The sequence below is a fragment of the Nocardia sp. NPDC101769 genome (genome assembly GCF_044766925.1).
Lineage (GTDB): Bacteria > Actinomycetota > Actinomycetes > Mycobacteriales > Mycobacteriaceae > Nocardia.
In genome coordinates, this window is sequence record NZ_JBIWMX010000014.1 from 171,027 (window position 1) to 184,814 (window position 13,788).

The 13,788-nt window shown below is 68.2% G+C and carries 14 protein-coding genes; 7 read left to right on the forward strand and 7 right to left on the reverse strand.

Annotated features, from left to right (window positions below; genetic code table 11):
* The first annotated feature begins 30 nt into the window (after nt 1-30).
* Nucleotides 31-255 carry a hypothetical protein gene (locus ACIRRA_RS22750; protein WP_402771323.1) on the forward strand — a complete coding sequence of 75 codons (225 nt, stop codon included), beginning with the start codon at nt 31-33 and terminating at the stop codon, nt 253-255.
* An 80-nt stretch (nt 256-335) separates the two neighbouring features.
* Here ACIRRA_RS22750 and ACIRRA_RS22755 read toward each other — a convergent pair whose 3' ends face one another.
* The 3 genes from ACIRRA_RS22755 to ACIRRA_RS22765 all read right to left on the reverse strand — a co-directional run bounded on the left by ACIRRA_RS22755 (nt 336) and on the right by ACIRRA_RS22765 (nt 3,311).
* Nucleotides 336-1,478 carry an RNA-guided endonuclease TnpB family protein gene (locus tag ACIRRA_RS22755; protein WP_402771446.1) on the reverse strand — a complete coding sequence of 381 codons (1,143 nt, stop codon included), beginning with the start codon at nt 1,476-1,478 and terminating at the stop codon, nt 336-338.
* Nucleotides 1,479-1,561: 83 nt separating this feature from the next.
* Nucleotides 1,562-2,374, reverse strand: a complete 813-nt coding sequence (locus ACIRRA_RS22760; RefSeq protein ID WP_402771326.1) for an amidohydrolase family protein — start codon at nt 2,372-2,374, stop codon at nt 1,562-1,564.
* On the reverse strand, nt 2,322-3,311 hold the full coding sequence (locus ACIRRA_RS22765) for a LysR family transcriptional regulator (protein ID WP_402771328.1): 990 nt from the start codon (nt 3,309-3,311) through the stop codon (nt 2,322-2,324). Before ACIRRA_RS22765 ends, ACIRRA_RS22760 begins: the two co-directional genes overlap by 53 nt.
* A gap of 275 nt (nt 3,312-3,586) precedes the next feature.
* Here ACIRRA_RS22765 and ACIRRA_RS22770 point away from each other — a divergent pair, with 275 nt between their 5' ends.
* The 5 genes from ACIRRA_RS22770 (at nt 3,587) to ACIRRA_RS22790 (ending at nt 6,976) form a co-directional block, all read left to right on the forward strand.
* Nucleotides 3,587-3,712, forward strand: coding sequence for a hypothetical protein (locus ACIRRA_RS22770; RefSeq protein ID WP_402771331.1), 126 nt, complete (start codon nt 3,587-3,589; stop codon nt 3,710-3,712).
* A 53-nt stretch (nt 3,713-3,765) separates the two neighbouring features.
* Nucleotides 3,766-4,311 carry an HNH endonuclease gene (locus ACIRRA_RS22775; protein WP_402771333.1) on the forward strand — a complete coding sequence of 182 codons (546 nt, stop codon included), beginning with the start codon at nt 3,766-3,768 and terminating at the stop codon, nt 4,309-4,311.
* Nucleotides 4,312-4,388: 77 nt separating this feature from the next.
* Nucleotides 4,389-4,655, forward strand: a complete 267-nt coding sequence (locus tag ACIRRA_RS22780; RefSeq protein WP_356996389.1) for a WhiB family transcriptional regulator — start codon at nt 4,389-4,391, stop codon at nt 4,653-4,655.
* 130 nt (nt 4,656-4,785) lie between these two features.
* Nucleotides 4,786-6,480 (forward strand): VWA domain-containing protein, encoded by a 1,695-nt coding sequence (locus ACIRRA_RS22785; RefSeq protein ID WP_402771336.1) that lies wholly within the window; start codon nt 4,786-4,788, stop codon nt 6,478-6,480.
* A gap of 85 nt (nt 6,481-6,565) precedes the next feature.
* The gene (locus tag ACIRRA_RS22790) at nt 6,566-6,976 is read left to right on the forward strand and encodes a hypothetical protein (RefSeq protein WP_402771338.1); all 411 of its coding nucleotides are present in this window, start codon (nt 6,566-6,568) and stop codon (nt 6,974-6,976) included.
* 127 nt (nt 6,977-7,103) lie between these two features.
* On the opposite strand, the gene ACIRRA_RS22795 is transcribed toward ACIRRA_RS22790, so the two are convergent.
* From ACIRRA_RS22795 to ACIRRA_RS22805, 3 genes are all read right to left on the reverse strand, one after another.
* Entirely contained in the window at nt 7,104-7,820 is a 717-nt protein-coding gene (locus tag ACIRRA_RS22795) for an alpha/beta fold hydrolase (RefSeq protein WP_402771341.1), read from the reverse strand.
* A gap of 29 nt (nt 7,821-7,849) precedes the next feature.
* The gene (locus tag ACIRRA_RS22800) at nt 7,850-8,815 is read right to left on the reverse strand and encodes an alpha/beta hydrolase (RefSeq protein ID WP_402771344.1); all 966 of its coding nucleotides are present in this window, start codon (nt 8,813-8,815) and stop codon (nt 7,850-7,852) included.
* Between the two features lie 112 nt (nt 8,816-8,927).
* Nucleotides 8,928-9,950, reverse strand: coding sequence for a GlxA family transcriptional regulator (locus ACIRRA_RS22805; protein ID WP_402771347.1), 1,023 nt, complete (start codon nt 9,948-9,950; stop codon nt 8,928-8,930).
* A 75-nt stretch (nt 9,951-10,025) separates the two neighbouring features.
* Here ACIRRA_RS22805 and ACIRRA_RS22810 point away from each other — a divergent pair, with 75 nt between their 5' ends.
* The gene (locus tag ACIRRA_RS22810; RefSeq protein ID WP_402771350.1) at nt 10,026-10,637 is read left to right on the forward strand and encodes a TetR/AcrR family transcriptional regulator; all 612 of its coding nucleotides are present in this window, start codon (nt 10,026-10,028) and stop codon (nt 10,635-10,637) included.
* A gap of 153 nt (nt 10,638-10,790) precedes the next feature.
* On the opposite strand, the gene gcvP is transcribed toward ACIRRA_RS22810, so the two are convergent.
* Entirely contained in the window at nt 10,791-13,631 is a 2,841-nt protein-coding gene (gene gcvP, locus ACIRRA_RS22815; protein WP_402771352.1) for an aminomethyl-transferring glycine dehydrogenase, read from the reverse strand.
* Nucleotides 13,632-13,788: the final 157 nt, after the last annotated feature.

Consider the following 13,788-nt stretch of genomic DNA (forward strand, 5'->3'; position numbering starts at 1 on the left):
TGCCTCACCCCGGTTCCTCGAGCCACCATCATGGCCGAAGCCACGCCGTGCAATTCGCACAGCGAGTGTGACACGGCCGGATGGCGCGAAAAAGCCCCGATAGTCCCCGGCGATCTGGCCGATACCGTTGTGCCCGAGGCATATCGGCGGCTGCGCGCGGCCGTGGAACCGCTGGCGGCCGAACTCGGCGCGCAGGTCGCAGGTGCGGTGCGCGTGTTGTTGTGTTGTGCGCGCGCTCTACGTGATGGGGATTGACTTCCTCCCGGCCCTGAAGGACCGGGATTCCCTGCCTCACGACAGGGGCTTCCTGTTTCATCGACGGTTGCCTCCTCGCATCAGCTGCGGGGCGGTCTCACACCATCTCCACAGGCTTGCACGGCCAGCCCGGCCGCAAGAATGTTCTTCGCCGCGTTCACATCCCGGTCGTGGACAGCGCCGCATGGGCACGACCATTCCCGGATGTTCAGCGGAATCTTGTCCGCGATCCGCCCACACGTCGAGCAAGTCTTGGACGACGGATAGAACCGGTCGATCGCCACCACGGTGCGCCCGTACCAGTCCGCCTTGTACTCCAGCATGTTTCGGAACCGCGTCCATGACGCATCCGAGATCGCCCGCGCCAACGACCGATTCCGGACCATGTTCCGCACACTCAAATCCTCGATGGCGATCACTTGGTTTTCGCGCACCAACCGAGTCGAGAGTTTGTGCAGATGATCCCGCCGACGATCGGCGATACGGGCATGAATCCGAGCGACCTTCAAACGAGCCTTCGCCCGGTTCGTCGAGCCCTTCTGTTTCTTCGACAACACCCGCTGGGCTTTCGCCAGCCGGGCGCGGTCCTTGCGCTCGTGCCGGGGATTGGACACCTTCTCCCCGGTCGAGAACGTATACAGCGACGTGATGCCCGCATCGACACCGATCGTCGCATCTGTCGGGGCGTGCTCGCCGACCCCCTCTTCTACCAGGATCGAGATGTGGTACCGGCCCGCGCCGTCGCGTGACACCGTGACCTGCGACGGGACAGCACCCTCGGGCAGCGGACGAGACCAGCGAATGTCCAGTGGCTCCGCCTGTTTCGCGAGTTTGATCCGGCCGTCGCGGTAGGTGAAGCAGTTCGAGAAGTAGGTGGCAGAGTCCTTCGACCGGCCCTTCTTCTTGAACTGCGGGTACCCGGTTTGCTTGCGCCAGAACTTGTCGAACGCGCCCTGAAGGTTCCTCAAGGCTTGCTGCAACGGCCCCTTGGAAGGCTCTGTCAGCCACTCGGTTTCGGGGTCACGCTTCCATTGCGTGAGCATCAGCGATGTGTCCGCATAGTTGACGCGCCGCTGCACCTGAGTCCAGGCACGGGAACGCTCCGCCAACGCCCGGTTGTACGCGTACCGGACACAACCGAAGGTACGGGCGAGCTGTTCGGCCTGCTCGGGCGTGGGGTAGAAGCGGTACTTGTACGCCCGCTTCACCACTCGGTCGCCCATTTCTGGCACGATTGCACCTTAGCGTGCCACCTGATGCGCTATCCCCGCCCTGAAGAACGGGGTCTGCGCGCTACGTACCTGGATCACAGCCCGAACACCCGGCGGGCGTTCCCGTCCAGGTACAGCTCCCGCGTCTGGTCGTCCAGCCCGAGCTGCTCCAGCCCGTCGAGCGCGTGCTGCGGCAGGATCATCGGATAGTTGGTACCGAACAGCACCTTCCGCCGCCCGCTCGTGGTCTTCAGATACGTGATCAACGCCGCCGGCAGCCGCTTGGTGGTGTACGCCGAGGTGTCGATGACCACGTTCTCGTGCTTGCGTGCCACCGCGATCATCTCCTCGGTCCACGGATAACCGACATGACCGCACACGATCGTCAGCTCCGGGAAATCCAGGGCGATCCGGTCGATATAGGGAATCGGCCGCCCCGGCTCCGAGGGCCGCAGTGGGCCGGTGTGCCCGACCTGCGTGCAGAACGGGATCCCCAGATCCACGCACGCCGCGTACAGCGGATAGAACCGCGCGTCGGTCGGTGGCACCTCCCACAGCCACGGCAGCACCCGCACCGCCTTGAACCCCTCTTCCCGCACCCGATGCCGCAGTTCCCGCACCGACTCCATCGGCCGTCGCAGATCCACCGAGGCCACCCCGATCAGCCGGTCCGGCGCCTCCGAAACCCATTCGGCCACCTCGTCATTCGAGATGAGCACCCCCTCCGGCGCACACCACGCCGACAGCAGTGCCCGGTCCACGCCGCCGGCGTCCATGGCGGCCAGCGTGGTCTTCAGTGGAATCTCCTCCGACGGGATGACGTCCCCGGTCCACCGCCGCAGCGAGTCGAAGATGTCACGCGCGAGAAAGCGACCCGTCGGATGCTGCGCCCAGGCGTCGATCGTCATCACTGACCACCCCATTGCTCTCCGGGTCCGCAGCGCCCGCCGGCTCCGGACCGTCCAGACATTCCAGGAACGCGGCCACCGCCGGATTGGTCTCCGCACTGCGCCAGACCGCGTACAGATCCAGTGTGGGCACCGGATCCACGATTTTCACGGCAACCGACATACTTCCCGGCCCGCCCATCCCCATGGAGATGGCGCGCGGCAGCGAGGCGAACCCCACCAGCGGCCGCACCGACACCATGTGCGCGGTCGCTCCGGGATCATCGGCGTACTGCGTGATATGCAGCGAGATCCGCGACTGCGCCGCCGCCCGGAAGATGTTGTCGTACATGGCCGGGCACTGCTCCCGCGCGAACAGCACACACTCCTGGTCCTGCAATTCCGCGAACGGCACCCCGGCCCGGTCCGCCCACCGATGCCGCGTGCCCACCACCGCCACCAGCGGCACCCGATGCAGCAGCCGCCGGTACCGGAACCCCGGCGTGCTCGGATGCCCGTACACCATGGCCACATCCAGCGCGCCCTCAGCGAGCGCCGTGAGCTGGGGGCCGGTCCGCTTCTCCCACAGCGACACCTCGATGTCGGGATATCGGTCGGTCATCCGCACCAGCGTGTCCGGTAGCACGTGCCGGCTCGCGGGCAGGTTGTAGCCGACATCGACCGTCCCCACCCGGCCGTCGGCCAGGGCCCGGGCCGCCCGCGCCGCCCGGTCCAGCTGCGCCACGATCTGCCGGGCCTGCACCTCGAACTCCCGCCCGGCCGGAGTGAGCCGCACCTCATGGGAGTTCCGCGCCACCAGCGTCACACCGATCGACTTCTCCAGCTTCCGCAACTGCGCGCTCAGGCTCGGCTGTGTCAGATGCAGCCGCTGTGCCGCGCGCCCGAAGTGCAGCTCCTCGGCGAGGGTGATGAACGAGACCAGATGTCGGATCTCCATGGGCCGACTCCTCTGTAATACCCGCCATGCTCGTCGCGATAACAGCAACGCTAGCCCCGGCGGGTAACCGGTGATGAATTGCTGCTCTCCCTGGAACAAATGGCCGGTGGCGTTCGTTGTACATGCACGGCTCCAGATCCGCGCTCCACGCGGGCACCTCGGAGTCAGGGGGCGAAAAATCACCCGACAACGGCAGGTCCGTTGTGCCACCATGTTTTTCACCGATGATCAGCCGACCGCCAAGGTCGTGACCAGCAGGAAAGGAGGAGACGGCATTGAATCCGATGTTCAGCGAACAGTATTCGCGTTCGCCCGAACAGCACGCCCTACTCGTGCGCCACGCCGAGCGCAGCCTGCGCGGCGACGACCGGAACATCGGCCGTCTCCAGGCCCACGCGTAAGCGGGCAACTCCCTCTTTCTGTTCGATCCCTTTCACGAAACATGGTGACCCCCATGCTGTTCCGCCACGCCGATGACCCGGAGATAACCACCGACAACTGGATACACGCCGGAGTGCTGCTGCTCAACGCCTCCTACGAGGCGCTGACCACGATCCGCGCCGAGCGCGCGGTGGTGCTGCTGCTCGGCGGCGCCGCCGAGACCGTCACCGATCGGCGGCCGCACTTCCCGATCCGCTCGAAGCACCTGGAGCTGGCGCTGCCGGAGACCATCCGGTTGCACCGCTACATCTACCTCGAGCACCGGATCCTCGCGCACGACGACGACAGCCGCGCCACCCTGGCCGCGGTCCTGCGCCGCGACCGCTACCGCTGCGGGTACTGCAACGACTGGGCCCGCACCGTCGACCACATCCGCCCGCGCTCGAAGGGTGGGCCCAACACCTGGGCCAACCTCGTCGCCGCCTGCGGTCCCTGCAATACCTACAAGGCGGACCGGACCCCCGAGGAGGCCGGCATGCGCCTGCTGTGGGAGCCCAAGGCCCCCAATGACAGAGAGCGGGCCCAGCGTCAGGTCTGGAAGGAACTGGCGGCGTCCTGAATCCGAGGACAGGGCCCGATCTCGATGAACGAAGAACGCCCGCACCGCGTGATCGGACATGAGAGGAGCGAGATCCGATGACGAACACTGCACTTCGGGAGCCGACCCTGGCGGATCTGCTCCCCATTTCCGACTCGAAGGACTACTGGCAGCGCGCGGCCTGCAAGGGTGACCCGAACCACGAGGCGTGGTTCCCGTACCCCTCGCAGGACTTCGGCTACGCCCGCACCATCTGCGCGGCCTGCCCGATCCGCCGCGAATGCGGTGACTTCGCGGCCCGCACCGGCCAGTCCGGCGTCTGGGGCGGTCACGAGTACGACCGCGGCAAGCTGATTCGCGACTGACACCTCGACGGTGACTCCCCTCGGAGTCACCGCCGTTGTCGTCGCTGCCCCGCCGGGTCCAGGCCGGCCGGATTTCGCGTGGCCGCCTGGCACAGGTGGCTACCGACCCGTCAACATAGGATGTTCGCTCGTGGGAACTCATCGCGCCGCGGGCGGGTCACGAGGTATCAGCAAGGGACCGGTTATCGCAGTCGTCGTGGTGATCCTGCTGGCGCTGGCCGTCGTCGGCTGGGCCTGGCTGTCGGATCGGTCCAAGGAACGCGACAGCCGCGCCGCCGCCTCCTGCGTCGAGGGCACCGCCACCCTCGATGTGACCGTCGATCCGGACATCCTCGCCCCGGTCAGGGCCGCGGCCGACCGCTTCAACGCCACCAAACCACACGTGCGCGACCACTGCGCCGAGGTGACCGTGGCCGCACAGCCCTCGGCCGCCATGGTCGCGGCCTTCACCTCCGGCAAGGCGTGGGATCCGGCACTGGGCCCGCAGCCCGCGCTCTGGATTCCGGACTCCTCCCGCTCGGTCGAGCAGATGCGCGTGCCGGGCCTGATCGCGGGCACCCCGGCCCCCATCGCGGTCAGCCCCATCTCCCTGGCCGTCCCCGACGACCTGCGCCGCGCGCTCGAGACCGCCAAGGTGCACTGGTCGGACCTGCCCCGGCTGCAAGAAGGCTCGCTCGCCGATATCGGGCTGCCCACCTGGGGAAAGCTGCGCCTGGCCATGCCCGCCGGGGACGGCTCGCTGGCCGTCGCGGCCGCGGTCGGCTCGGGCGTCTCCGGCACCGATCCCCTCGACGAGAAGGCCGTCGCCACCGGTCAGGTGGTCTCGGCCATCTCCGGCCTGGCCGCGGGCGCACCCGCCGCCAAGGACGTGACCGGCGCGCTCACCGATCTGTCGGGGGCCGCCGACCCGGCCGCCGCTCGAGCACAGGGAGGTGCAGCGGTGCACGCGGTGGCCGCCACCGAGCAGCAGATCCGGGCCCACAACGGCCTGACCGCCTTCCGCCCGGACGGCGCGGGCCCGGTCGCCGACTACCCGGCCGCCGAGCTAACCGGCTCCTGGGTGGACCAGACCCAGAACCTGATCGCGGGCCTGTTCGCCGACTTCCTGCGCGCCCCCGACCAGTCGAAGCTGTTCACCGACAACGGTTTCGGCGCCGCACCCCCGGCCACCACCCCGGTCCCGGCGAAGGCGGTCCTGGACAAGGTGGGCCAGATCCTCGCCCATCCGGTGCTCGGCGTGCAGGCCACCGTGCTGCTGGACGTCTCCTCCTCCATGTCCACCACCGAGGGCTTCGGCACCCGCCTCGCCAATGCGGCCGCGGCACTGGAGTCCACGATGGGCGTCATGCCGCCGGACTTCGGCCTGGGCGTGTGGGAGTACTCGAAGAACCTCGACGGGAACAACCCCTACAAGGTCCTCACCCCGACCGCCCCGCTGTCGGATGATCAGCGCACCGCCATCAGCCAGGCCCTGACCACCGTCACCGCGAGCACCTCCAAGCCGGACCGCACCTATCCCACGCTGGAGGCCGCCTACAAGAATGTGCTCGCGAACTATGCCGCGGCCCGCACCAATTCGATCCTGCTGATCACCGACGGCCCTGAGGACGACTCCACTGTCACCGGCGATCAGCTGCTCGCCGACATCGCCGCCGCGACGGATCCGGCACATCCGGTGCGGATCGACGTCATCGTGGTCGGCGGCCCAGGCACCCAGACCCTGCAAACCCTCACCCAGCGCACCGGCGGCACCTACACCAAGGTGAACACCACCGCGGACCTGCCATTCGGCACCGCGGTCTCGCAGGCGCTGACAACACCCTGACCGCCTCGAATTCCAGCGCGACTGCACGGCAACACGGCGACAGCGCTTTCCGTATTCGCCAGCAAACCCGTGGCATATTCGGCGAATGGCACATAGCACTGGTCCCGAACCCACACTGAAACAGGGCTTCGCCGCCGGAACGACGATCGCGGCGGGCATCCTGCTGCTCGTCGTCGGCGCGCTGTCGATCCTGCAGGGCATTTCCGCGGTGGCGTCGGACGACCTGCTGGTCGTCGGCTACGACTACGTCTACAAGATGAACACCACCGGATGGGGCTGGATCCACATCGTCCTCGGCGTCATCGAGATCGTCGTGGCGATCGGCCTGCTCCGGGGCACCACCTGGGGTCGGGTCGCCGCCCTGATCCTGGCGGCCCTGTCCATCGTGGAGAACTTCCTCTGGATTCCCTACTACCCGGCCTGGTCGCTGCTCATCATCGCGCTCGACGTCGTGGTGATCTGGGCCATCGCCACCTACAAACCCGCCACCGTCTGAGCCCCGGCGCGGTGACCGTGCCCGCGGCACCGCCGCGCCGATAGTGCCTGCGGCACAACGGCGAAGCGCCCCATCAGGTGACAACCGATGGGGCGCTTGCTCATTGAACCCGCGCAGGACGGGAGACTCAGTGTGGCTGACGCACTGCGCGCAGGATCACATCGGCCACCGCGTCGGGGCGGGACACCGAGACCGCGTGGGACGCGGCGACCTCGGTGGCGTCGGCCCGGGCGCGCTCGGCCATGAAGCGCTGGGCCTCCAGGGGGATGTTCTTGTCGTCGGTGGTGAGCAGCGCGAGGGCTGGGATGGTCGTCCAGGCGGCGGCCGTGGCCGGTTCCTGGAGGGCGGCCAGTGCGACCGGGCGTTGCGTCACCGCCATGGCGGCGGCGGTGGCGGTGGGGACGTCGGCGGCGAACTGCCGCGGGAATTCGTCCTGGCGGATGTAGAGCTCGGTGCCGTCGGTGCCGTCGGCCTGGGGATAGGACGCGGGGCGGGTGGTCGGGCCGAGGGTTGAGCCCGGGAACTTATCGGTCAGTTCCAGGGCGCTCTCACCGATCTCCGGAATGAAGGCCGCCACGTAGACGAGTGCGGTGACCTGTGGCTTTCCTTGCGCGGCAACGCTGATGACGCTGCCGCCGTACGAGTGTCCGGCCAGCACCACCGGGCCGTCGATGCTGTCCACGACGGAGGCGATGTAGGCGGCATCGGAAGTGAGGCCGCGCAATGGATTAGCGGCGGCGAGTACGGGGATGCCCGCGGCGGCAAGGGCTTCGATGACACCGTTCCAGCTGGAGGAATCAGCGAAGGCTCCGTGCACCAGGACGACGGTCGGGGTGGTGGTCATGTGGGTTGCTCCTGAGCTGGGATCGGATATCAGGCCGGGTACAACGCCGCGCGCAGGGTCGCGACGGCCTGCGCCACAGCGGCTTTCGCGGCGTGGGTGTCGTGCAGGGCGTTGACCATCACGAAGTCGTGGATGATGCCGCCGTAGCGCGCCTGGGTGACGGGGACGCCCGCGGCGCGCAGCTTCGCGGCGAACGCCTCGCCCTCATCGCGCAGCACATCGGCCTCGGCGGTGATGACCAGCGCGGGCGGCAGCCCGGCCAGCTGTTCGGTGGTGGCGCGAAGCGGCGAGACATCGATGCGGGCGCGGTCTTCGGAGCTGGTGGTGTACTGATCCCAGAACCACTTCATGCCGTCGAGGGTGAGGAAGTAGCCCTCGGCGAACTGGCGATAGGACGCGGTGTCGAAGTTGGCGTCGGTCACCGGGTAGAACAGCACCTGCTGCGCGAAGGAGACGTCGCCGCGCTCCTTGGCCATGAGGGTCAGCGCGATGGCCATATTGCCGCCGACCGAGTCGCCGGCGACGGCCAGCCGCGACGCGTCGAGGCCCTTGCTCGCTCCATCAGTGGTGACCCACTGCGCGATTCGATACGACTGCTCGTTGGCGACCGGGTACTTCACGTCCGGCGAGCGATCGTATTCCGGGAACACCACCGCAGCCCGCACGCCGACCGCGAGGTCTCGCACCAGACGGTCGTGGGTGTGGGCGTCACCGAAGACCCAGCCCGCGCCGTGGGTGTAGACAATGACCGGCAGCGGCTCGGTCACGCCCTGCGGCTTGACGATGCGCGCCCGCACCGATCCGGTCGGACCGCCCTCGACGGTGATCCACTCCTCGTCTATCTCGGGCTTGAAGATGGGCGAATCCTGCACCGAGTCAACGGCTTTGCGGCCTTCCTCCGGGGGCAGCTGGTAGAGGAACGGCGGCTGCGAGGTGGCGTCCACGAACTCCTGGGCGGCCGGTTCGAGCGACAGGTGATGCGGGTTTCCGGACATGGGCGATCGACTCCTTTCCGCGGCGCCGGGAATGGGGTGTCGGCGCCATGGGATTCATTTCAGCCGGAAACGTCTCGCACCGCCCCGCCGTGTCGGCCACGAAATCCACGATTCAGGACACGGCCGCGATGGCGGGTTCCGGCGCGTCCGCCCAGCTCGCCGACCCGGTCGTCCGGAAGCGCTGCTGATACTTGAGCGGCGAAATACCCAGGCGCGCAATGAAAGCCCGGCGCAACGCCTCACTGCTGCCGAAGCCCGCGGCCATGGCGGTCTCGGTCACCGTGGACCCGGCGTGCAGCAGGTCCCGGGCGACGCCGAAGCGGATGAAGGCCACGTATTCGGCCGGTGAGCGCTCCAATTCGGACCGGAACAGCCGGGTCAGATGCCGCACACTGACCTGCGCGTGCGCGGCCAGGGTCTGCACCGTATGCGGGAAGGCCGGATCCGCGCAGATCAGATCGACAACCCGGCGCACCAGCGGACTCCGCGGCACCGGACCGCTCAACGATGCCGAGAACTGCGACTGCCCGCCCGCTCTCTGCATGTACACCACCAGCAGCTGTGCCGTCCGCCGCGCGACATCCGCGCCGTGATCCTCCTCGACCAGCGCGAGCGCCAGATCCACGCCCGCCGCGACACCGGCCGAGCTGTACAGGTTCCCATCGCGAACGAAGATCGCGTCGGCGTCCACCTCCACCGCCGGGAATCGGCGGGCCAGATCCGGCGCGAACTTCCAATGGGTGGTCACCCGCCGCCCATCCAGCAATCCCAGCTCGGCCAGCACCGCCGTCCCACTGCAGATCGAGACCAGCCGTCGAGTGTGCGCGGACAGATGCCGAGCCGCCGCCTGCACCTCCGGCGTCACGAACACCGAGGCGGGCAGCTCACTGCCCGGAATCACCACCGTGTCGAACCGCCCGGCATCGGCCGCCGCGCCGTGCACCGCCACCCGCGCCCCGATCGAGGTCTGCACCTCCCGCCCATCCGGCGAGAGCAACACCACGTCGTAGCCGCTCACCGCCTGATTGGCCTCCATGAAGACTTCGGCGGGACCGGCGAAGTCGAGCATCTTCACACCATCGAAGACGAGGATCCCCACCCGTCGGCGGGTCGGATCGGAAGATATGGATGACATGTCCACTAGTATTATGGAGGCAAGCCTCCAGAACAAGAATCGTGCGCGAGATCGCAGATTGATACGGTGATCCCCATGGGCAGACCACGGCAGTTCGACGAGCAGGCACTGCTCGCCGCCGCGGTCGAACTCTTCTGGACCAAGGGTTTCGATACGACATCGGTGGAAGACGTCTCGCGCGCGACCGGGATCGGCAATGGCAGCATCTACGGCGCCTACGGCAACAAACGCGGCTTGTTCCTGGCCGCCTTCGAAAGATACTGCGAGCAGCGCGCCCGTTTCGTCCGCGAGGTCATCGAATCGGCCCCCGGCTCGGCCCGCGCCGCAGCACGCACCCTGTTCCGCGCCGTCATCGACGATTGTGCCGCACACCCGGACCGCCGCGGCTGCCTGATGATCAGCAGTATCGCCCACCTCGGCACTCGGATCCCGGAAGTCGCGACCATCGGCGCACGCACCACGGCCACCATGGAAAGCGCTGTGGCCGACCGCCTCCGCCACAGCATGAGCACCACCGGCCCCGTCGACGAAGCCCTCCTCTCGACCCTGAGCGCCAACATCATCATGACCACCCAGGGCCTCATCCAACTGAGCCGAATGAGCGTCACCCCATCCCGTTTACGCGAAATCGCCGACGTGTCCTGCGAAATCCTCCCGGCGACCTGGGCCGACCTGCCGGTGAACTGAGCCTCGATACCCGCCTCGGGTGCGGAAGACGGGTCGACGTCGTGATCCGAGCCATCGCCACCGACGAGCCGGTCGAGATCCAGCCTGCGGCGCAACGAGAAGCGCCCCACCGGTTGCGGAAACCGATGGGGCGCTTCGGCGCTCAGTTCGCGATCACTCCGCGTAGGTGTCCAGCGGCGGGCAGGAGCAGACCAGGTTGCGGTCGCCGTAGGCGCCGTCGATGCGGCGGACGGACGGCCAGACCTTGGCGCGAGCGTGCTTGACACCCTGGGGGTAGACAGCCATTTCGCGGGTGTAGGGGTGGTTCCAGTCGCCCACCAGACATTCGGCGGTGTGCGGCGCGCCGCGCAGCGGGTTGTCCTCCACCGGCCAGACCCCGGCCTCGACCTGGTCGATCTCGCTCTTGATGGCGATCATGGCGGCGATGAAAGCGTCCAGCTCTTCGAGGTTCTCACTCTCGGTGGGCTCCACCATGAGGGTGCCCGCGACCGGGAAGCTCATGGTCGGAGCGTGGAAACCGTAGTCCGCCAGGCGCTTGGCCACATCGTCGACGGTGACGCCGGTGCGCTTGGTGATCTCGCGCAGATCCAGGATGCACTCATGGGCGACCATACCGTTGTCGCCGGTGTAGAGCACCGGGAAGTGCGGATCCAGCTTGCGCGCAATGTAATTGGCCGAGGCGATGGCGGTCAGCGTGGCGCGGCGCAGCCCGTCCGCGCCCATCATGCGGATGTAGGCCCAGGTGATCGGCAGGATCGACGCCGACCCGTACATGGCCGCCGACACCGCGTGCGAACCCTTTTCGAGGGGATCGCCCGGCAGGTACTGCGCCAGGTGCTCGCGCACGGCGACCGGGCCCACGCCCGGACCGCCGCCGCCGTGCGGGATGCAGAAGGTCTTGTGCAGGTTCAGGTGGCTGACGTCGCCGCCGAACTTGCCCGGACGGGCCAGTCCGACAAGGGCATTGAGGTTCGCGCCGTCCACGTACACCTGGCCGCCGGCCTCGTGCACCAGCCCGCACAGCTCGGCCACCTCATGCTCGTACACGCCGTGGGTGGACGGGTAGGTGATCATGATGCAGGCCAGCCGCTCGGCGTGGTCGGCTATCTTGGCGCGCAGGTCGTCGAGGTCGATATCGCCGTTGGGGCGGGTCTTCACGACCTCCACCCGCATGCCCACCATGGCGGCGGAGGCGGCATTGGTGCCGTGCGCGCTGGAGGGGATCAGGCAGGTGTCCCGGTGCGAGTCACCGCGGTCCAGGTGGTAGCGGCGAATGGCCAGCAGACCCGCGTACTCGCCCTGGCTACCGGCATTGGGCTGCAAGGAAACCCGGTCGTAGCCGGTGACCGCGCACAGCCAGCCCTCCAGGTCCTCGATCAGCTTGATCAGGCCCGGCGCGTCTTCGACGGGCGCGTAGGGGTGCACGCGGTTGAAGCCCGGCCAGGTGATGGACTCCATCTCGGCGGCCGCGTTCAGCTTCATGGTGCAGGAGCCGAGCGGAATCATGCTGCGATCCAGGGCGATGTCCTTGTCCGACAGCGCACGCAGGTAGCGCAGCATCGCGGTCTCGGTGCGGTACCTGGTGAACGCGGGCGCGGTCAGATATTCCGAGGTGCGGACCTCGATGTGCGGGCGCTGCTTGCCGTGGAAGAGAGCGCCCTCCGGGCCGACCGGGATCTCCACGCCGAAGCAGTCCAGCACGTCGACCACATGGATGTCGGTGGTGACCTCGTCGCAGGCGATCGCCACATGATCGGCATCGACCAGCCGCAGGTTGATCCCGCGCCCCTTCGCCTTGGCCACAATGGCTTCCGCACCCGCGGGCACGTTCACCAGCACGGTGTCGAAGAAGGTCTGGTGCACCACCGCGTCGCCGAGCCCGGCCGCCAGCCACTGGGCGTGCCCGTGCACGCGGCGCGCGAGCGAGCGCAGCCCGTCCGCGCCGTGATACGAGGCGTACATGGCGGCCAGGATGGCCAGCAGCACCTGCGCGGTGCAGATGTTCGAGGTCGCCTTCTCCCGGCGAATGTGCTGCTCACGGGTCTGCAGGGCGAGCCGGTAAGCCGGGTTGCCGTCCGCGTCCACGGAGACGCCGACCAGGCGGCCCGGCAACTGCCGCGCGTGCGCGCTGTGCACCGCGAGGTAGCCGGCGTGCGGCCCGCCGAAGCCCAGCGGCACGCCGAAGCGCTGCGTGGTGCCGAAACAGGCGTCCGCGCCCTGCTCCCCCGGCGGCGTAATCAGCGTCAGCGCAAGCAGATCCGCGCCGACCGCCACCAGCGCGCCCCGCGCGTGCGCGCCCTCGATGACCGGAACCCAGTCCACGATCCGGCCGGACGCGCCCGGCTGCTGCACGATCACGCCGAAGAAATCGCCCTCGGGCAGCTCCCCGCCCGCCAGATCGGCCTCGACGATCTCGATACCCAGCGGCTCGGCCCGGGTGTAGAGCAGCGTCCGGGTCTGCGGGAACAGGTCGGTGTCGATGAGCAGCCGCTCGGACTTGCTCTTGCGGTTGGCCCGCTGCAGCAGCGTCATGGCCTCGGCCGCCGCGGTGGCCTCGTCCAGCATGGAGGCATTGGCGACCTCCATGGCGGTCAGGTCGGCGACCATGGTCTGGAAGTTCAGCAGCGCCTCGAGGCGGCCCTGGCTGATCTCCGGCTGGTACGGCGTGTACGCCGTGTACCAGGCCGGGTTCTCGATCAGATTGCGCAGCAGCACCGGCGGGGTGAGGGTGTCGTAGTAGCCCAACCCGATCATCGAGGTGGCCACGGTGTTCGAATTCGCCAGCGCCGCAAGCTCGGCGAGCGCCTCGTGCTCGGAAAGCGCGGCGGGCAGCGCGTTCAGCCCATTGCCCTCGGGCGCGTCCAGGATGCTGGCGGGCACGGCCCTGGTGGCGAGTTCGTCCAGCGACTCGACGCCCACGGTCTCCAGGATGCGGCCGGTCTGGCCGCTGTCGGGGCCGATGTGGCGGTCGGCGAAGGATCGAGTCCAGATCACGGCTGCTCTCCAAAGGGGTGGGCGGGGGTCGGCCCGACGGCCGACGTGTCGTCTGCCCTCCCCCTCTGTCCTCGATGCCTGAGAGATTCGGACCCCGGCCTTGCGGCCGTTGACCTTTCACCATGGGCGGGTGACGCGAGGTCACCACTTTCCAGAG

Coding starts and splice junctions, on each gene's coding strand:
- ACIRRA_RS22750 (WP_402771323.1), top strand. CDS start 31: ATGGCCGAAGCCACGCCGTGCAATTCGCACAGCGAGTGTGACACGGCC.
- ACIRRA_RS22810 (WP_402771350.1), top strand. CDS start 10,026: ATGGGCAGACCACGGCAGTTCGACGAGCAGGCACTGCTCGCCGCCGCG.
- ACIRRA_RS22790 (WP_402771338.1), top strand. CDS start 6,566: ATGGCACATAGCACTGGTCCCGAACCCACACTGAAACAGGGCTTCGCC.
- ACIRRA_RS22805 (WP_402771347.1), bottom strand. CDS start 9,950: ATGTCATCCATATCTTCCGATCCGACCCGCCGACGGGTGGGGATCCTC.
- ACIRRA_RS22775 (WP_402771333.1), top strand. CDS start 3,766: ATGCTGTTCCGCCACGCCGATGACCCGGAGATAACCACCGACAACTGG.
- ACIRRA_RS22760 (WP_402771326.1), bottom strand. CDS start 2,374: ATGACGATCGACGCCTGGGCGCAGCATCCGACGGGTCGCTTTCTCGCG.
- ACIRRA_RS22765 (WP_402771328.1), bottom strand. CDS start 3,311: ATGGAGATCCGACATCTGGTCTCGTTCATCACCCTCGCCGAGGAGCTG.
- ACIRRA_RS22795 (WP_402771341.1), bottom strand. CDS start 7,820: ATGACCACCACCCCGACCGTCGTCCTGGTGCACGGAGCCTTCGCTGAT.
- ACIRRA_RS22780 (WP_356996389.1), top strand. CDS start 4,389: ATGACGAACACTGCACTTCGGGAGCCGACCCTGGCGGATCTGCTCCCC.
- ACIRRA_RS22755 (WP_402771446.1), bottom strand. CDS start 1,478: ATGGGCGACCGAGTGGTGAAGCGGGCGTACAAGTACCGCTTCTACCCC.
- ACIRRA_RS22800 (WP_402771344.1), bottom strand. CDS start 8,815: ATGTCCGGAAACCCGCATCACCTGTCGCTCGAACCGGCCGCCCAGGAG.